Annotated in this window: 17 protein-coding genes and 1 pseudogene; 9 read left to right on the forward strand and 9 right to left on the reverse strand. The window is 70.5% G+C overall.

Translation table 11 applies throughout. The annotated features are described in order from the left end of the window. Positions 1-551 (reverse strand): NAD(P)-binding protein (locus tag R2N01_RS08045; protein WP_316670163.1); only part of this gene is annotated, 551 nt, incomplete at its 3' end. A gap of 291 nt (positions 552-842) precedes the next feature. Here R2N01_RS08045 and R2N01_RS08050 point away from each other — a divergent pair. The 4 genes from R2N01_RS08050 to R2N01_RS08065 are packed head-to-tail and all read left to right on the forward strand — an operon-like array spanning position 843 to position 4,122. Next, positions 843-1,595 (forward strand): electron transfer flavoprotein beta subunit/FixA family protein, encoded by a 753-nt coding sequence (locus R2N01_RS08050; RefSeq protein WP_316670164.1) that lies wholly within the window; start codon positions 843-845, stop codon positions 1,593-1,595. A gap of 25 nt (positions 1,596-1,620) precedes the next feature. After that, positions 1,621-2,490, forward strand: a complete 870-nt coding sequence (locus R2N01_RS08055; protein ID WP_316670165.1) for an electron transfer flavoprotein subunit alpha/FixB family protein — start codon at positions 1,621-1,623, stop codon at positions 2,488-2,490. 14 nt (positions 2,491-2,504) lie between these two features. Further along, positions 2,505-3,815: an FAD-dependent oxidoreductase gene (locus R2N01_RS08060; protein WP_316670167.1), complete on the forward strand. Its 1,311-nt coding sequence runs from the start codon at positions 2,505-2,507 to the stop codon at positions 3,813-3,815. Between the two features lie 13 nt (positions 3,816-3,828). Beyond that, on the forward strand, positions 3,829-4,122 hold the full coding sequence (locus R2N01_RS08065; protein WP_316670169.1) for a ferredoxin: 294 nt from the start codon (positions 3,829-3,831) through the stop codon (positions 4,120-4,122). A 13-nt stretch (positions 4,123-4,135) separates the two neighbouring features. On the opposite strand, the gene R2N01_RS08070 is transcribed toward R2N01_RS08065, so the two are convergent. The 6 genes from R2N01_RS08070 to R2N01_RS08095 all read right to left on the reverse strand — a co-directional run bounded on the left by R2N01_RS08070 (position 4,136) and on the right by R2N01_RS08095 (position 12,182). Further along, the gene (locus R2N01_RS08070; protein WP_316670172.1) at positions 4,136-4,783 is read right to left on the reverse strand and encodes a response regulator transcription factor; all 648 of its coding nucleotides are present in this window, start codon (positions 4,781-4,783) and stop codon (positions 4,136-4,138) included. 64 nt (positions 4,784-4,847) lie between these two features. Then, entirely contained in the window at positions 4,848-5,624 is a 777-nt protein-coding gene (gene aroD, locus R2N01_RS08075; RefSeq protein WP_316670173.1) for a type I 3-dehydroquinate dehydratase, read from the reverse strand. A 21-nt stretch (positions 5,625-5,645) separates the two neighbouring features. Next, complete coding sequence (locus R2N01_RS08080; RefSeq protein WP_316670174.1) at positions 5,646-6,956, reverse strand: MFS transporter; 1,311 nt, start codon at positions 6,954-6,956, stop codon at positions 5,646-5,648. 83 nt (positions 6,957-7,039) lie between these two features. Next, positions 7,040-7,933 (reverse strand): hypothetical protein, encoded by an 894-nt coding sequence (locus R2N01_RS08085; protein WP_316670175.1) that lies wholly within the window; start codon positions 7,931-7,933, stop codon positions 7,040-7,042. 169 nt (positions 7,934-8,102) lie between these two features. Next, the gene (gene aroB, locus R2N01_RS08090; protein WP_316670176.1) at positions 8,103-9,791 is read right to left on the reverse strand and encodes a 3-dehydroquinate synthase; all 1,689 of its coding nucleotides are present in this window, start codon (positions 9,789-9,791) and stop codon (positions 8,103-8,105) included. A gap of 84 nt (positions 9,792-9,875) precedes the next feature. Then, positions 9,876-12,182 (reverse strand): FAD-dependent oxidoreductase, encoded by a 2,307-nt coding sequence (locus tag R2N01_RS08095; protein ID WP_316670177.1) that lies wholly within the window; start codon positions 12,180-12,182, stop codon positions 9,876-9,878. On the opposite strand from R2N01_RS08095, the pseudogene R2N01_RS08100 reads away from it, so the two are divergent. Further along, positions 12,151-12,249 (forward strand): annotated as a pseudogene (locus R2N01_RS08100) (aldo/keto reductase); the annotation flags it as partial. The gene R2N01_RS08095 and the pseudogene R2N01_RS08100 sit on opposite strands and share 32 nt — an antisense overlap. 341 nt (positions 12,250-12,590) lie before the next feature. On the opposite strand, the gene R2N01_RS08105 reads toward R2N01_RS08100, so the two are convergent. Together R2N01_RS08105 and R2N01_RS08110 are read right to left on the reverse strand one after the other, a co-directional pair. After that, positions 12,591-13,103, reverse strand: coding sequence for a hypothetical protein (locus R2N01_RS08105; protein ID WP_316670179.1), 513 nt, complete (start codon positions 13,101-13,103; stop codon positions 12,591-12,593). 206 nt (positions 13,104-13,309) lie between these two features. Continuing rightward, complete coding sequence (locus R2N01_RS08110; RefSeq protein ID WP_316670181.1) at positions 13,310-13,882, reverse strand: GNAT family N-acetyltransferase; 573 nt, start codon at positions 13,880-13,882, stop codon at positions 13,310-13,312. Positions 13,883-13,963: 81 nt separating this feature from the next. Here R2N01_RS08110 and R2N01_RS08115 point away from each other — a divergent pair, with 81 nt between their 5' ends. The 4 genes from R2N01_RS08115 to R2N01_RS08130 all read left to right on the forward strand — a co-directional run bounded on the left by R2N01_RS08115 (position 13,964) and on the right by R2N01_RS08130 (position 18,231). Next, the gene (locus tag R2N01_RS08115; RefSeq protein ID WP_316670182.1) at positions 13,964-15,478 is read left to right on the forward strand and encodes an MFS transporter; all 1,515 of its coding nucleotides are present in this window, start codon (positions 13,964-13,966) and stop codon (positions 15,476-15,478) included. 30 nt (positions 15,479-15,508) lie between these two features. Beyond that, on the forward strand, positions 15,509-16,225 hold the full coding sequence (locus R2N01_RS08120) for a TetR/AcrR family transcriptional regulator (protein WP_316670183.1): 717 nt from the start codon (positions 15,509-15,511) through the stop codon (positions 16,223-16,225). A 334-nt stretch (positions 16,226-16,559) separates the two neighbouring features. After that, complete coding sequence (locus tag R2N01_RS08125) at positions 16,560-18,122, forward strand: sodium-dependent transporter (RefSeq protein WP_316670184.1); 1,563 nt, start codon at positions 16,560-16,562, stop codon at positions 18,120-18,122. Position 18,123: 1 nt separating this feature from the next. Next, on the forward strand, positions 18,124-18,231 hold the full coding sequence (locus tag R2N01_RS08130; protein WP_316670186.1) for a methionine/alanine import family NSS transporter small subunit: 108 nt from the start codon (positions 18,124-18,126) through the stop codon (positions 18,229-18,231). Positions 18,232-18,385: the final 154 nt, after the last annotated feature.

Genomic DNA, 18,385 nt, shown 5'->3' on the forward strand with positions numbered 1-18,385 from the left:
GCCGTGATGCGGTCGATCTCGGCGTCGAGCACGGCGCGCGGCAGGCGTTCCCCGCTGATGCCGCGCCGCAGCAGGCCCCCCAGCTCGCGCTGGGCCTCCCACAGCGTGACCCGGTGGCCGGCGCGGGCCAGGCGGCTGGCGGCGGACAGCCCGCAGGGGCCCGATCCGACCACCGTCACCCGGGCGCTCCGGGCGCCGGGCGGACGCGGCGCCGGGGGCAGCGCCCAGCCCCGCGCCAAGGCGTAGTCGCCCACCCGGCCCTCCAGCTCGCGGATCGACACGGCGCCGTCGAGCGCACCGCGATTGCAGTCGCGCTCGCAGTCGGCGTAGCAGATCCGCCCCATCACCGCGGGCAGCGGGTTGGCGGCGACGATGCGGACCCAGGCGCGGTGGACCGAGTCCTCGTCGTCGCGCTGCAGGGCGAGCACCCATTCGCGCACCGGCTCCTGGGCGCCGCAGGCATGGGCGCAGGGCGGTGTGAGCTCCGCGAAACCGGGTATCGAGTACTCCCCTCCCCCGGCGTCGTGGAGCCGGGGGCTTCCGTGGGTCATGACTCTCCCCTCCCCGGGGCGGCTGGGGCGCCCCGGCGCGCCCGGAAGCATTGCGTGCGGCATGATCGGGTTCGATCCCGCTGGCCACAGGGTCGGTGGGCCCTGCGCCGGGGTCGGGCGGGGCTCGCCGGGAAGACCTCGTCTGGGACCAAAGACCGTGTGCCGAAGCATCCTTGCAGTTATGATTGTACTGGTTAGTTAATAAGTCGGTGCGGTTTCTCGCCGGGCAACCTCGGGCCGCGCCGGAGCGGGACGAGGCAGTCCCGATCACCCTGTCTAGGAGAGAAGGCCATGACTATTGCCGTCGCCTACAAATGGGCAGCGAATCCGCAGGACGCGTCGGTCGACGCCGGGGGCGTCGTCGACTGGTCGCGTGCCAAGCCCGCGCTGAGCGAGTACGATCCCGTCGCCATCCAGGTGGGCCGGGAGCTGGCCACGACCACCGGGAGCGAGCTCGTCGGCGTCTGCGTGGGCACCGCCGTCGTCAACGGCTCCATGGCCAGGAAGGCGGCCATGTCGCGCGGCCTCGACCGCGGCCTGCTGCTCGCCGATGACGAGAGCGCCGACTGGAACCGCACCCGGGTCGCACAGGCCCTGGCCGGCCTGGTCCGCAGGATCGACGGCATCGATTTGGTGCTCACCGGCGACGCCTCCATCGACGAGAACGCCAGGCTCGTGCCGGCCCTGCTCGCCGGTCATCTCGGCTGGCCGTGCTTCCAGGACGTGACCAGGGTCGAACGGGCCGATGACGGCTGGTCCATCGTCCAGGCCGTCCCGGGCGGCACCCGCACCATCGCGATCACCGGCCCGGCGGTGCTCGCCATCGCCCCGGACGCCGCCCAGGCCAAGGTGCCGGGCATGAAGGACATCCTCGCGGCAGGCAAGAAGAAGGTCGAGACCGTGACCGTTGCCGATCTCGATCTGAGCAGCGTCGAGGTCGCCGTCGCCGAGCGCTCGCGCCCGGCCGCCAGGGCTCGCCGGAACAAAACCGTCGCCAACGCCGCAGAGCTCGTCTCCGCGCTGCGCGCGGACGGCCTGCTGTGAGAACGATTGAGGAGAGGAACCAGTCATGACCACGTGGATCGTCACCACCAGCAACCAGATCGCCGGCCCCCTCGCGGTGGCCGACCAGCTCGGCTCCTCCGTCACCATCGTCGGTGTCGGGATGGACTCCCTGCCCGCCGCTGACCGAGTGCTCACCATCCCGTTGCCCGGGCCGCTGCCCGCCGAAGCCGCCGCACCGGCGGTCTGCGCGGCGGTCGACGCCCAACCGGGCGATGCGGTGCTGATCCCCGATCGGGCCGCGGAGCGCGCGCTCGCCGGAGCCCTCGCGGCCCGCCTGAGCGCGCCCGTGCTCACCGGCGTCGTCGCCGTCGCCGATGGCCTCTTCGAGATCGACCGCTTCGGCGGGATAGCCCGCGAGAGGGTCCGCACCGACCGGCCCGCAGTACTCGTGCTGCCCGGTGGCGCGGAGGTCCCCTGCGAACAGGCCGCCGAGCCCCTCGACGAGCCGGCCGGGCTCTTCGCGGCCCGCGTCACCGCCGAGACGAGCGATGCGGCGGCCGGCGCCGACCTCGCCTCCGCGAAGCGCATCGTGGCGGTCGGCCGCGGCTTCAGGGCCGAGGCCGATCTGGGGCTCGCCCGGGACCTCGCGGCCTCGCTCGACGCCGAGCTGGCCTGCTCCCGCCCCGTGGCCGAGGGCGTGGGCTGGATGCCCAAGGAAAACTATGTGGGCGTCTCGGGGCAGTCGGTGAGACCCGATCTGTACGTCGCGGTGGGCATCTCGGGGCAGCTGCAGCACATGGCGGGCGCCCGCGAGGCGAGGACCATCGTGGCGGTCAACAACGACGAGCACGCGCCGATCTTCGCCCACGCCGACTACGGGGTCGTCGGGGACCTCTACGAAGTGCTCCCGGCCCTCGTCGCGGCGCTGAGCTGACGGGCGGGTGCGAGATGACGGGCGAGAAAGCCGAAGAAGAAGTCTTCGACGCGATCGTGATCGGCGGGGGCGTCGCGGGCACCGTCTGCGCCCATCAGCTGGCCAGCGCGGGCCACGAGGTGGTGCTCATCGAGCGCGGGAACCAGCCGGGCGCCAAGAACCTGTCCGGCGGCGTCTTCTACTGCCGGGTCATGGATCAGGCATTCCCCGACTTCGTCACCCGGGCCCCCGTCGAACGACGGATCACCCGTAATGTGCTCTCCTTCCTCAACGAGAGCTCATCGATCAACATCGACTACTGGGACCAGCGCCTGGCCGAACCGGTGAATGCGGTGACCGTGCTGCGCGCCAAGCTGGATGCCTGGCTCGCCGAGCAGTGCGAGGAGGCCGGTGTCATGGTGATGCCCCAGGTGAAGGTCGACGCGCTGCTCGTCGAGGACGGCCGCATCGTGGGCGTGCGCGCCGGCGAGGACGAGCTGCGCGCCCGCGTGGTGATCGCCGCCGACGGCGTCAACTCCTTCATCGCCAGGCAGGCCGGCATCCGCGCCAGGGAACCGCGCAAGCACTTGGCCGTCGGCGTGAAGTCCGTCATCCGGCTCCCCCGGAAGCTGCTGGAGGATCGCTTCCGTCTGACCGGGCAGGAAGGCGTCGCCTACGCGGTCGTGGGCGATGCCACCCAGGGCTGCGCCGGCGGCGGTTTCCTCTACACGAACACCGACTCGGTCTCGGTGGGCGTGGTGCTGCGGCTGGACGATCTGGCGGCCAAGGGCCTGGCCTCCTCGGACGTGCACGACCACTTCCTGTCCCATCCGGTGATCGCCCCCCTGCTCAAGGACGGCGAGCTGCTCGAGTACGGCTGCCATCTGACCATCGAGGACGGTCCGGCGATGGCGGCTCATGACCTCACCCGCCCGGGTCTGCTCATCATCGGCGACGCCGGCGGATTCACGCTCAACACCGGGATGACGATCCGCGGCATGGACCTGGCTGCTGGCAGTGCACTCGCCGCGGCGCGGGCCGCCGGAGCGGCGCTGGCCGCCCAGGACTTCTCGCAGACGTCCATGGACCGCTACGGCGAGGAGCTGAGGAAGGGCTTCGTGGGCCAGGACATGGAGCTCTACACGAGGCTGCCCGTCCTGATGGACAGCCCCCGGCTCTACCGCGACTACGGGACGCTCCTCGCCGACGTGATGCACGGCATCTACGATCTGGACACCACGCCCCGCAGGCATCTCGCCGGCATCGCCGCATCAGCTCTCAGGAGTTCGGGGATCAGGATGACCGAGTTGGCCAAGGACGCCTGGCAGGCCATGCGGGCGCTGTGAGAGGAGGACAACGATGACGCAGATCACGGGCACCATCACCGAGCGCTTGGCGCAGAACAGCTATCAGACGGACGAGGACTTCGGCCACATCGAGATCAACCAGCGGATCGTGCGGGCCACCGGCACCGGCCGGCTGCTGGTGGACGTCTGCCCGGCGCACGTCTACGCCGAGGAGCCCGACGGCACGATCTCGGTCGAGTACGCGGCCTGCCTGGAGTGCGGCACCTGCCTGGCCGTCATGCCGGCCGGCGCGCTCAGCTGGCACTACCCCCGCGGCGGTTTCGGCATCGAGTTCCGCGAGGGCTGACCGGACGGGCTGCTCAGCGCCGCCACGACGAGGCCCGCCGGGTGGCGATCCAGGTGGCGGCCTGGGTGCGCCGCCGCAGCCCCATCTTCGCCAGCAGCGAGGTGATGTGGTTCTTCACGGTCTTCTCGGCGATTCCCAGTCGTTCGCCGATCTCGCGATTGCTCAGCCCCTCGCCGATGAGCTCCAGGACGCGCCGCTCCGAGGGGGTCAGGCCCTCGGTCAGATCGGCGGCTCCGCGACGGCGGGGCGGAAGCCGCTGACCGGTCACGGCCCGCCCCGCGGCGACGCCCTTGATGGCGGAGACCACCTCGATGCCGCGCAGCGATTTGCTGAGATAGGCGCTCGCCCCGCTCAGCAGGGCCTCGCGCATCGCCTCGTCGTCGTCCACCGCGGTGAGCACGATGAAGTGCGAACCCGGGAGCGCGCCGCGCAGCTGCGAGATCAGCTCGAGCCCCGTGCCGTCGGGCAGCCTCAGCGCGACCAGGACGATCTGCGGCGCCAGCGGCGGCGCCAGCCGCACGGCCTCGGCGACGCCCGATGCCTCGCCGACGAGCTCGACATCGCGCGCGTCCGCGAGGATGACGCCGAGCCCCCGCCGGACGATCTCATGGCCGTCGACCACCATGACACCGATCTGCCGGCCCTGACGCTGCACGGTCATGGATTCAGCCTCCATTCCTCGCCCGGAGCGGGCGCCCGGCCCTGCGGCGGGCGCGGGCACACGGCTAGCGCTCCGGCGCCCATTCGCCGAGGAGCCCGAGGATCCGGTTGAGCTCCCCGACGGGGATCTGGCCGGGCGCCGAGGGGCGCCCGACCATGCCGAAGGTGGCGGCCGAGCCGAAGAAGGCACCGGTCATGCGCGAGAGCATTCCCTCGCGGCCCATCGACATGGTGATGATCGGACGATCGGCGTAGTGCTCCGACATCCTCCAGGTGGCCGACAGCAGGATGAGCAGATCGCCGGTGTCGTGCGGGGTGCACGCCAGTTTCGGAACGTCGGCGCCCGCCTCCTGCATCCGCCTCAGGCGGGAGACGATCTCGGCGGCCGGCGGTGTGGCGGCGAAGTCGTGGCTGGACGCCACCACCGCCACTGCCCGGGCGTGCGCGGCATCGATCACCTCCCGCACCACTTGCGGGCCGCGGAAGAACTCGACGTCCACCGCGTCGACGTGACCCGAGGCGATCAGAGCCAGGTTGAGATCGACGTAGTCCTGAACGCTGATCGTCTTCTCACCGCCTTCGTCGGCCGTCCGGAAGGTGGCCAGCAGCGGCCGTCCGCCCAGGCGAGCGGCCAGGGGGCCGGCGAGTGCGACGGCCCCCGTGGTGTCGGGGGCCGTGCCGAGGAAGTCGACGCGCCATTCGACGATGTCGATCTCGTGGGGCGCCAAGGCCTCGGCGGCGGCCAGGACCTCGTCGGCCGTCGTCCCGGTGATCGGCACGATCACCTTGGGCAGGCCCTCCCCCAGCACCACGTCCTTGAGCCGCACCGTTCTCATGTCCATCAGTCCTCTCCTGCTCGGCACTCAGGCCTTCGCCTCCGCGGACTCGATCGCCCGGAAGATCGAACGATGGCGCATGAAGACGAAAGTTGCGGTTGCGAAGGCGATCACGCTGAACGCCACCGCGAGCCATACCACGTTCGTGTAGCCGCTGGCCAGCAGGTGGGTGGCCTCGTCGCTCGAGACGTCCTTGGTGCTCGGCACGATGGCCCCGACCGCATAGGGCAGCACGAATCCGCCGACCGCGCCGGCCATCCAGTACCAGCTCACGATCTGTCCCTTGGACTTCGGGAAGAAGTCGGACATCGCGGTGAGCACGAGCTGCATGATGCCGCCCGAGACGAAGTAGCCGATGAGGAAGGCGGTGATCCTCATGCCGGCCAGGGAGTGCATGAGGCCGATGTTGAGCAGCAGCACGGAGATCAGGCCGAACGCGGCGTAGACGGGCACGAAGTTGATCGACTTGACGCCGCGGGAGGAGATCGCGGCGGTGAGCAGCACCGCGACCACCGAGCCCAATGTGAAGAACTGCGTCAGGCTGCGGCCCTGGGAGGTGCTCAGATGGGCGATGTTGGAGCCGATCTGGGGCAGCGCCTGGTTCGCCAGGTAGACGATCCCGTTGGTGCAGAAGATGAAGACGAGGCAGACGACGCCTTCCACCGCGAAGCGCGCACGGACCGCGGCCGCTGGGCCCTCCCCGGACTCCGCGCCCTGTTCGGCAGCTTTCTGGGCCGCCAGTTGCTCGGCCGCGATCTTCTTGTAGTCGGGGAAGGAGACGACGAATGCCAGGACACCCATCACCACCATGTAGACGCCGGCGGCGATCGGCACGATGCGCCAGTTCTGGGTGCCCACCATCGTGATGAGGAAGGGCATCACGAACTGCCCCGCCGAGATGAAGATCTTGATGAGGATGTTCATCGTGCCGGCGTTCGAGGGGTTCGACTCCATGAGCGTCGGATAGGTGCCGGCGTCGAGGAAGGAGTTGCCGGCACCGAAGACCGCCGCGAGCAGCATGCCGACGGCGCGGTTGGGCGAGAGCGGCAGCAGGATGAAGAAGACCACGTTGAGGGCGATGCCGACCAGCACGATCTTGCGGCGGCCGAACTTGTCGGCCAGGAAGCCGGCGAAGGGGTAGCTGATGAATTTGCCGATGGCCATCACCGACAGGGCCGAGATCACGTCCTTCGCCTCGACCCCCCAGGCCGCGGACAGCCCCCAGCCGTCGCCCGGCGAACCGGCCAGCTGGCTGGCGGCGATGAGGCCCATGGCGTACACGAAGTAGGAGAAGTAGAGGGTGAGCACGGCTCCCATGTTGTGAGCTCTCGTGGCCATGGTGGCCCCTTTCTGCTGAGTCTCTGCTGAGTCGGGTGCGCGCCGTTCACGGAGGCGCGCCCGGGTCGGAGGGTGGTTCCGGTTCACCGGCCCATGCGTGCGCGCACGTAGTCGAGCGGCATGTCGTGGCCGGTGAACAGTTTGAAGGCGGCGGCGCCCTGGCGGTACATCATCTCGGTGCCGTTGGTGCACCGCAGGCCGGCCTGCCGGCACTCGCGCAGGAATCTCGTCTCGGCCGGCGAGTAGACCACGTGCATCACGAACACCTCGGGCGGGATGATCGAGACGTCCAGAAGATTTGTCCTGTCCTCCAGTGCGCCCATGCCGACGTTCGTCGCATCGATCAGTACCGAGGACTCGGCCAGCGCTCCCGCCAGGGCGTCCTGGTCCGCGAGGTCGTGCAGTACGGCGGCCGTGCCGGTGCGCGAGTTGATCTTCTCCAACGTGCGTTCGGCGTTGTCCCAGAAGGGATCCCTGCGGTTGAAGATGTTGAGCCTGGCGGCCCCGTCCAGTGCCGCCTGCACCGTCACCGCGGTGCCCGCGCCGCCCGCGCCGATGATCGTGATGGTCCGGCCCCCGGGGGCGTGGTCGAAGAAGCGCAGCGCCTCCATCGCGCCCATGCCGTCGGTGTTGTGGGCGGTGAGCCGGCCGTCCTCGTTGACCACCGTGTTCGAAGCGCCGACGAGCTCCGCGGCGGGGGTGATCGTGTCGACGCAGTCCAGGATCCTCATCTTGTTCGGCATGGAGACGTTCCATCCGCGGACCTTGAGCGTCCGCATGGCCTCGACTGCGGCGGGCAGTTCCTCGGCGTCCACCTCGAAGGCCAGGTAGGCGTAGTCGAGCCCGAGTTTCGCGATGGCCAGATTGTGCATCCGCGGCGACTGGCTGTGCCGGATGGGGTGGGCGAGCAGCCCGAGCAGCTCGGTGCGCCCGGTGATGGTCTGCATGACTTCGTCGTTCATGGATTCGTCGTTCATGGGGGTGGTCCTCTTCGTCAGGGCGTTCGCCGCGCTGCGAACTAACCCGTTAGTTAATTTACCTCAACTGCCCCGATCCTGCCATAGGTGCTCACCAGATTCCGCCCCTCGTCCGTCGCTGCCGCAGCGGCTCGGCCGCGGGCGACGAACGGGCCGCGCGCCCGGAGCCCTATCCCTGGATCGCCGCCCAGGACTCGCGCAGCAGCCGCTCGTCCGGGTCGCGGGCGATGGTGCACTTCGCGATGTCCTCCAGCACGACGAAGCGCAGTTCGTTGTTGCGGATCTTCTTGTCCCAGGACATCGCCTGCGACAGCTGCTGCCAGCTCGCACCGGAGTAGCCGGTGGGCAGGCCGATCATGCGCAGCACGCTGCGGTGCCGGGCGAGGACCTCGGCATCGAGGCGGCCCAGCCGGTGGGCGAGCTCGGCGGCGTAGACCATGCCGATCGCGACGGCATCGCCGTGGCGCATCGTCGGGCCCTCGCAGCCCTCGATGGCGTGGCCCAGGGTGTGCCCGTAGTTGAGCACCTCGCGCAACCCGATCTCGCGCAGGTCCTCGCCGACGATCCGGGCCTTCACCGCAAGGGCGCGCTCCATGAGCTCGCGGAAGACGGGCGAGTGGATGTCCAGCGCATCGGCGCCGCCATTGGCCTCGATGAGCCGCAGGATCTGCTCATCGCCCACGAAACCGGCCTTCACGATCTCGGCGAGCCCCGAGCGCAGCTGCTCGACTGGCAGGCTCGACAGCAGGCCCAGATCGCACAGCACCCCGCGCGGCGGGTGGAAGGCCCCCACCAGATCGCGGCCGCGCGGCAGGTCGAGGGCCGCTTTGCCGCCGACCGAGGCGTCCGCCATGGCGAGCAGGCTGGTGGGCACGTTCACCACGGGCACGCCCCGCAACCAGGTGGCACCCACGAAGCCGAGCAGGTAGACCGCTTCGGCGCCCCCCACGGCGACGATCGCATCCCGTCGGCCGAAGCGGTGCTCGCCCAGCACGTCCCAGAGCCGGGCGACGGTGCCCAGGCCCTTGAAGCGGCCGAGATCGGGCACCTCGTGGCGCACCACCCGCCGGCCATCGGCCTCCAGGGACTCGGCGAGGCGGTCCGCACACGGAGAGGCGACGGCCTCATGAGCCACCAGGACACGTTCGGCGTCCCGGGGAACCAGCTCGTTGACCCCGGGCAGCAGATCCCAGCCGATGCGGATCTCGTAGCCGTCATGGCCGGTCACGTTCACCACGCTCGCCGGAGCGTGCCGGGATGCGGCGCGCCGCACGGTGCCCGGGGGCAGATCGACCGTGCCGGCGTTGATGAGCGCCAGCAGGATGTCCTCGCCGGAGTCCTGCGGGCGGCGGCCGGTGGTGTTCAACCGGATCTGCGAGACGCTCTCGTAGATGGCGCGGCGCTGCTCCATGAGCGCGTTGAATTTGGTCACCGGATCGCCCATGAGCAGGGGGCGTATGCCCGACAGCCCGACCCGGGGCAGCGCCTGCGAGACGTCGACGTCGAGGAAGACCGTCATGTGCCGGCGCAGCGCCTCCTGCGTGCCGGGGTGCAGGATCGCCCCCCCGCCCAGCGCGACGATGCCGTCGAACTCGCGCAGCACGCGCAGCACCGTCTCGTGCTCGAGCGCCCGGAAGGCCGGCTCGCCCTCGGTGAGGAAGATCTCGGGGATGGGCATGCCGGCGACGCGCTCCACCTCGTCGTCGGTGTCGAGGAAGGGCAGGCCCAGTGCATGGGCGATGAGCGTGCCCACCGTGGTCTTGCCGGCCCCGGGCGGGCCGACGAGCACCACGGCCGGGCGGTGCCCGCTCCGGTCGTTCCCGCCGGTCTGCGCCGGGGTCCGCATGTCGTCAGCCATGATCCTCGTCTCCCCTCAGCCGCCTGTTCCCCTCGGCCGCCGGCGCGGGATGGGGACGGGGCGCGGGCGGCCCCGCCACCGGTCCTAGACTGCGGCCCGTCTGCCGAGTCCGTCGAGCGCCCTCAGCACGCCGCGGCCCTCGCGCACGGCGTCGATGATCTTACGCGGGCGCACCGAGTCGCCGATGTTCATCACGGGGGTCCCCGCGCTCGTGCAGCGCTCGGTCAGCTCCGCCAGCCCGGCGACCACCGGCCGCATGCCGAGGCAGATCACGCCGTGCACCATCTCGATGAACTCGGGCTCGCCATTGGCCGCCTGCACCACCACGCCGTCCTCGCGCACCTCGGCCAGGCTGGTGCTCACGCGCACGTCGACCCCACCGCGCGCCAGCATCTCGAGCATCTGCAGACGCGTGATCATGTCCAGATCGTTGCCGATCGCGGGCAGGCGCTCCACCAGGGTCGCCCGCACGTCGTGGTCGACCAAGTGCTCCACCACGTCCAGGCCCACCGCGCCGGCGCCCACGACGACGGCCCGGCGGCCCTTCCATCCGTCCACCTCGTCGATGCGGGAGGCGAACCCGATGATGGAGCTGACCGTTGAGCCCGGCCGGTCCAGATGCTCGCGCAGCCCGGCGATGGGCGGGGTGACGGGCAGGCCGCCGGTGGCGTTGACCACCAGATCGGGATGCTCGGCCAGAACCCTGTCGGGCTCCCCCGGCTGCCCGGTCCTGATGTCCACGCCGGCGCGGCGGGCGCGCAGCACCGACTCGTCGAGGTACTTCGCGATGCGCCACTTGGCCGGCAGCCGGGCGGCGTGGCGGACGATGCCGCCGAGCTGCTCGCCCCGCTCCAGCAGGGTCACCGCGCAGCCGACCTCGGCCGCGCTCGAGGCCGCTTCCAGGCCGGCCGGCCCGCCACCGACCACCACGACCCTCGTCGGTGCACTCACCTTCGTGTCCCGGTAGGACTCGTTGTCGAGGATGTTCGGATTGATCGTGCAACGGATCGGCGTGCCCTGCCGGATGCGGTGATCGGCGCACCCGATGTTGCAGGAGATGCAGTGCAGGATGTCCTCCGGGCGCCCCTCGCGCACCTTGCGCACCCACCAGGGATCGGCGATGAGTCCGCGGCCGATCGCGACGAGATCGGCGTCGCCCTCGGCGAGGATGCGCTCGGCGGCCCGCGGTTCGCGCACATTGCCCGAGGTGATGGTCGGCTTGCCGAAGCGCTCCTTGAAGGCGTGGGCCATCGTCGAGCGCCAGCCGTCCGGCAGGCGGGCCATGTCGATCTGGTACTGCAGAGTGGGGTTCTCGGCGGCCGAGACGTTCCAGATGTCCACGTACTCGTCGCAGTGGGCGGCCAAGGAGAGGGTGTCCTCGAGCCGGTTGCCGCCCTCGAGCAACTCGTCGGCGCTGACCCGCAGAGAGATCGGGAAGCGCTCGCCGACCCGGGCACGCACCTCGCGCAGCACCTCGACCAGGAGGCGCACCCGGTTGCGGGGGCTGCCGCCGTACTCGTCGGTGCGGTGGTTGTAGAACGGGGAGAGGAACTGGTTGAGCAGATAGGAGTGCCCGCCGTGCACCTCGACCATGTCGAAGCCGGCGCGCTGGGCGCGCCGGGCGGTCTGCCCGAAGTGCTCGATGACGCGCCTGATCTGCGCGATGGTCATGGGCGTCGGGGCGGGCCCGCCGGGCTTGGAGGGCACGTCGGAGGACGAGAGGGCGGACACCCCGGTGAGGGCGGGATCGGCCGAGGCGCCGGCGTGGTTGATCTGCACGCCCGCCACCGAGCCGTGGTGGTGCATCTCCTCGGTGAAAGCGAACATGCGCGGCAGATAGTGGTCGCTGTCGAGGCGCAGCTGGGTGTATCCGTTCGAACCGGTCGGATGGTCCACGCAGACGTTCTCCATGATGATGAGCCCGGTGCCGCCGCGGGCCCTCTCGCGGTAGTAGGCCATGTGCTCATCGCTGAGCTCCCCGCTCGCGGTGGCGAAGTTGGTGCCCATGGGCGGCATGACGATCCGGTTGGGGATCGTCATGCCGCGAACGGTGAGGGGCCGGAGGATTTGCGTCGTCGGAGTCGGCTGGGCATACGAAATGGTCATGGGGCTTCCTCGCTCGGTGGCGGGCCCGCCACTGCTCTGGGACGGGCGCGACTCCCTGTCAGGATATGCTTCTCGGCCTCTGAATGTACCGGCCGGTCCGTATTTTCTACGAACTGGTTCGTCACATTTCACTGGGCGAGTCGGGTCCCGCCGGGACGCGCGGGGCCGTGAGGCGGCGGGCGTCGCTGCCAGTCCGTGACGGGCCCCTCCCCGGGCTTTTCCTACGATGGGGCCGAACGTCGAAAGGGCCCTCGTGGTGCGGATCCCGCATACCGACATCGGCATCCTCCCGCTCGTCCTGGGCGGCGACACCTTCGGCTGGACGCGCGACGAGAGGATCTCGTTCGCCGTGCCTGCACCACGCCCGCTTCGACGACGAGACCCAGGGCATCAGCGGCACGGCCCGGACCGGCATGATCGACGCCTGTCCGTCCGACGAGACGGCCGCCGTCGCCCGCCAGGCCGAGGCGACCACCGTCTGCCCGGCCTGGCTGCGCGCCGGAGACGCCACCGCGCCGATCGCCTCGGCCCGATCCCCTGAGCGGGCTCCCGGTCCCGCTGGCCCCGGCCACGCTCGAGCCGGCCGCCGATGAGCCGGGGGTCCTGGACGAGTCCTCCGGGTCGTTCGCGTGGAGGGACCTCGGGCGCTCGGGGCCCCGGGGACAGGATCAGGGCGGACGTCCCGCCGGCTCGTCAAGCCAGTCGATGAGTTCCGGCAGCTGGGAGCAGTCCACTGTCGGCCATGGCCCGACCGCCTCGGTGGAGCGCTGCCGGTTCCTCTCCCGTTCGATGGCCTCGTCCGTGTTGTCCCCGATGACCGATGGCGGCGATGACTTCCCCGTGCAGTACTGGGGGTGAAGCGTTCGAGCTCTTGCCGGGCGTGCTGGGCGTTCGTGCACCGGGCGACTCGTAGTGGAGGATGAACCAGTACTCGAGGCGAGGACGGGTCAGTGCTGCGTGATGATGGTCGGGGTCCTCCTCCAACCATCGTTCGAGCATGTTCACATGGGGATCGTTCTCGTCCGTGTCGCACACGATCGGGATGCCAGCCGTCTCGCCGGTCTGTTCAGACTTCTCATCGCACCGCGCCCTCTTCACAAGGTTCTTGAGGGATGCGTCGGAGGGACTCCCGATCGCATCGGTGAAGAGCCAGCCTGCGGCGATGCGGGCCGGGAGCGTGATGAATCCGCCCTGAGGGCGGATCACGTGGAGCTGCTCGGCGAACCATGACCTCGCCGGGGCGACGAGCGCGGGCGGGGTCGTCCACCGCGCCGAGCGTCCCCCAGCACCGTTTCGTCCCCGGTCCGCACTCGGACGAGGGACTCGGCCAGGATGCGACTCCTGTCCGCGGAGACCTTGTAGTAGAAGGCGAGCTCCCCCTCGTGATCCTCATCGGGATCGGCCCTTCGGGGTCACTCCGGTGCGGTCCGTTGAGATGGTCCTGGCCAGCGGTCCGGGACCAGCGTCCGAAGGGCGATCCACGGGTCGAACTGCCAGTAGAGCGTGTCCACGCCCGGGGCCCTGTCATCGGCGATGTGTTCGATCTGGCGCGCCCATCGGCGCAGAGCGCCCACACTGCGGTGGTTCGAGGACCACGTTTTCGCGAGGATCGGGCTGCGGTGGCGCATCGCGGCCAGGGCGATCGGCGCGAGGAAGTGCGAGGTGATGCGGCGCCCCCGGAAGGCCGGCAGCACGATCGCCGTGCTGATGTACAGATATGTTCGCTCTCGCCATCTGTACGGGTACTGATAGGCGCAGAAGCCCGCGATCGTCGAATCCCGCTGCACGGTGATGATGGTCGTCTGGCGCATGAGCGAGGTGAAGTACGGCTCCACATCCTCCCCCTGCGGGCGTGTCGCCCACTGCGTCTCGCCTGTACCGGTCCGCCATGACAGGGGCGGGAAGAAATCGCGGTCACTGGCCTCGATGATGCGGTGCAGTTGACGGCGCACCTGCGCCGGCACCCGTCCCGGTGGGTACTTCATGCGATGGGTCCCCCCTGACCTCGACGACATCCGATGCGACCCCCCGAGGGCGCCGCCAAATCATATGTTAGTTTCTAACATATGAGAACTGAGGATCGTGCGGCAGCAGTTCCCCCCAGCTCGTGGGCGGGGCTGGCATGCCTGTCCGCGGGCGTGGCGATGCTGTTCGTGAACACGGCGGCCATGAACGTCGCGCTGCCCGACGTGAGTGCCGACCTCGGGGCCTCGACGGCGCAGCAGCAGTGGGTGACATCCGCCTACAGCCTGGTGTTCGTCGCGATCCTGCTGGTGGCGGGCTTCGGGGGCGATCGCCTCGGCCACCGCCGGGTACTGCTGATGGGGCTGGCGGGGTTGTTGACCGGGTCCGCCCTGGGGGCCCTGAGCCCGCGGGTCGGGTGGCTCATCGCGGCCCGGGCGATCATGGGCGCCGGCGCGGGCATGTTCATCCCGATGAGCCTGGCACTGATCGCCGGGCTGTTCCCCGGGGCCGCCGATCGCGTCCGTGCGATGACCGTCTGGACCATCGCCGGCACCCTCGGTGCTCCGCTGGGTCCGGTGATCGGCGGCGGCCTCACGGCGCTGGCGGGGTGGCGGGCGATCTTCGTCCTCGACGCCGTCGCCTTCGCCGCGGTGACGGCGTGGGCCCTGGGCGTGATCCCCCGGACCGCGCGGACGGGACCTCCGGGCGCCGGCCTGCCCCTGCTGTCGGCGGTTCTGGTCGCCGCGGGGCTCGGGCTGCTCACCGCCGGCCTGATCAACGGCCAGCACTCCTGGGCGAGCGTCCGGGCCGGCGGTTTCGCCCTGATCGGATTGATGCTCGTCGTCTTGTTCGCGGTGCATGACCCGCGTGCCGCGCAGCCCCTGACCGACCTGCGGCTGTTCTCCTCGGCGTCCTTCTCGGTCGGTGCGCTCACGCTGGCCACCGTGAACTTCTCGGTGTTCGGGCTGATCTTCGTGCTCCCCGCCTATCTGGAGACAGTCCTGGACCACGACGCGCTGACCGGCGGACTGCTGCTCATGCCGCTGGTCGGGGGAGCCATTCTCGGCTCGGTGCTCAACGAGCCCCTCGCCCGCGCCCTGGGGAAGGCGGGAGCCTGCTTGGGCGGCCTTGGGCTGCTCTGCCTCGGTGCCGGGGCCATGGGGGTCTCCACCGCCCGTGGCGGGCTCGTCCTGATGGGCGCCGGACAGGCGGTGGCCGGTTTCGGCATGGGGGCCGCCCAGCCCGTCGCCCTGTCATGGGGCCTGTCCCAGGTGGGCGGCGACCGGCGGGGAGCCGGCTCGTCCCTGCTCAGCGCGCTCCAGCAGCTGGGCTCGGTACTCGGCATCGGCGTGCTCGGCACCGTCCAGGGCTCGCTCTACGCCGCACGTCTTCTCCGGGCCGGGGTCGACGCGGGCCCGGAGGCCGCCGGCTCGGTGACGATCGCGTTCCAGCAGGCCGCCCGGCTTCCCCGGGACACGGGGCCGGCCCTGCGCGTGGCCGCAGGACGCGCCTACACCGCCGCCACGCGGGCCTGTCTGTTCGCCTGCGCCGCCGTCGCCGTCCTCGCCCTCGCCGCCGCGTGGCTCCTCGACCACCGGCGGCGGAGCGTCCTGTGACGGACTCGGCGCAGGAGGGGCGGGCGAGTGATGACTGACACCGGTTCCGGCGCCGAGCCGCCGCGCCCCACCGCGCGCGGCACCTCCGCGAGGGCCATGGCGGCGCGCCGGGCCTGGCAGGAGCGGAAGCGCCGGACCACCCGGGACGCGATCCGCCGCGCCGGGCGGTCCCTGCTCGCCGAGTGCGACTACGACGACATCACGGTCAACAGGATCGCCCGCCGTGCAGGCGTCTCGCAGATGACCTTCTTCCGCCACTTCCCCACGAAGGAGGACTTCGTCGTCGGCATGATGGTCGACGATGAGATGCTTCAGACGATCCGAGGCGTCATCGCCGCGCAGACGCCGGGTGCCCCGCCCCTGCTCATCGGCCGGAGCATCATTCACGGACTCGCCCGGCTGCTCCCTCCCGCGGGGCTCGCCGATCTGGCCCGGTGGGTGCGGCTCATCGCCTCCCACCCCCCGCTCCTGGCGGCCCTGCACGGGCGGCGGAGCGGCTGGATCGACACCATTGAGACGCTGCTCCCCCCGGACGCGCCGGACCATGGCGCCCCGGGCGGCCGAGGGGGCCTCGAGCGGCGCATGACCGCCCTGCTCCTCCTCGACTATCTCACCGAGACTCTCTCGTGGTGGGCCCTTCACACCGACGGCGGTGCCGGGCCCGGTGAGCTCGTCCGTCTTGCCGACCGGGCTGCCGCGGCCATCACCGACGCCGTGCGCCCGGCAGGCGGCCGCCCGTCGGCGTGACCTGGAGCGCGCTCCGGCAGCCGGGGTTCCGGGCATGAACCATGAACGAGGAGGTGCGCCCTCGGCGAGCCCGCCGCGGTCCTCGGGCTGTGCCGTGGGACGTGCTGCGCCGCTACGAGCACGCCGGGCTCGTGCGAGACCCGGTCCCCGGCTTCAGAGGTCCCGCCCGGTATCCGGGCAGTCGGCTCGAATGCCGGACGGGTGTGCGGCGCCCGCCGGAACCTCCCCCATAATGACCGCGCCCACCTGGAAGGGCCCTGGGCCTCCCCGCCCCCGGCGATGCACGACAAGGGCCGTGCGCCTTCCTGCTCCTCCGACACGGAAGGCGGAGACCATGTCCTCCCCGACCCCGCCCCTCGAGGGCCAGCAGCGCGAGCAGTGGGGAAGCCAGCTGGGCTTCCTCGTCGCCGCGATCGGCTCGGCCATCGGGCTGGGCAACATCTGGCGCTTCCCCGGCGTCGCCTACACCAACGGCGGGGGCGCCTTCATCGTCCCCTACGTCGTGGCACTGCTGATGGTCGGCATCCCGGTGCTCTTCCTCGACTACTCCCTGGGGCACCGCTTCCGCGGCTCCGCCCCGGCGGTCTTCCGCCGCCTCAGCCGCAGATTCGAATGGCTCGGCTGGTGGCAGGTGATGGTCTGCTTCATCATCATGACCTACTACGCGGTCATCGTGGCCTGGGCCCTGCGCTACATGATCTTCTCGGTCAACACCGCCTGGGGCGGCGACGCGAAGGGCTTCTTCTACGACTACATCGGCCTCGACACCGATGCGGTCTCCTTCTCGGCGGCTCCGGTGGCGGGGGTCATCATCCCGCTGGCCATCGTGTGGGTCTTCGGACTGGTCGTCATCGGCCTGGGCGTGACCAACGGCGTGGAGCGGGCCAACAAGATCTTCCTGCCGGTGCTGGTGATCATGTTCGCCGCCCTCGTCGTGCGCGCCCTCACCCTGTCCGGCGCGGCGCAGGGCCTCGACGCCCTGTTCGCCCCCGACTGGTCGGCTCTGGGCGACTTCCGGGTGTGGATGGCGGCCTTCGGCCAGATCTTCTTCTCGCTGTCGGTGGCCTTCGGCATCATGCTGACCTACTCCTCGTACCTGGGCAGGCGCGCCGATCTGATCGGCACCGGCCTGGTCGCCGGCTTCGCCAACTCGTCCTTCGAGATCCTGGCCGGCATCGGCGTCTTCGCCACCCTCGGCTACATGGCGACCCGGCAGGGCATGGCCGTGAGCGAGCTGCAGGGCATCAGCGGCGTCTCGCTGTCCTTCGTCACCTTCCCCACCGTCATCTCCCAGATGCCCGGCGGGCCCCTGTTCGGGGTGCTCTTCTTCGCCTCCTTCGCAATGGCCGGGCTGACCTCCTTCATCTCGATCATCCAGGTGGTCGCGGCCGGCCTGGCCGAGAAATTCGACCTGTCTCCCGCCAGGGCCTCCCTGGTGGCCGGGCTGCCCTCGGCCGTACTCTCCCTGGTACTGTTCGGCACGAGTTCGGGCCTGTACGACCTGGACGTCGTGGACGCCTTCATCAACAACATCGGGGTGGTCGGCTCGGCCATCGTCATGTGCGTCGGCGTCGGCCTGGTGCTGCGCCGCACGGGCGTCCTTCGCCGTCACCTCAACGCGGTCTCCGGGACGAGCATCGTCGGTGCCTGGTGGCAGGTGCTCATCTGCGCTGTCGTGCCTGCCCTGCTCGGTTTCATGTTCGTCCAGAACGTCTGGGCCTACGCGAGCGCGGGCTACGACCCCGCCAGCTACACGCCCGGTTTCGAGGCCGTCTTCGGCTGGGGCATGCTGTTCCTGTGCGCTGTGGCCGCGGCGATCCTCACCCTGATCAGATGGCGGACTCCCGTGGACGACTTCCGGCCGCTGGACCTGGACGCCGTCGAGGAGGTGAGCTGAGATGACCGGGATCGCCGTTCTCATCATGGTTGGCTCCATCGTCATCATCTGGGGCGGGCTGGGGGCCTCCGTGATCGCACTGGTCCGGCGCGGCCGCCGGGAGGACTGAGGCCGGGGCATGGCCGACGGCTCGCCGAGGTGGCGTCGTCCGCCACCACGTAGAACGTCACGGTCCACTGGGTCTTCCCGGCAGGCGGCGTGTGGGGGTCCGGTGGTGTTCATCGGTCGGGGTCGGTGAGGACCGGGGTCAGTTCGATGACGTT

This window comes from uncultured Propionibacterium sp. (genome assembly GCF_963539965.1).
Taxonomy (GTDB): Bacteria; Actinomycetota; Actinomycetes; order Propionibacteriales; family Propionibacteriaceae; genus Propionibacterium.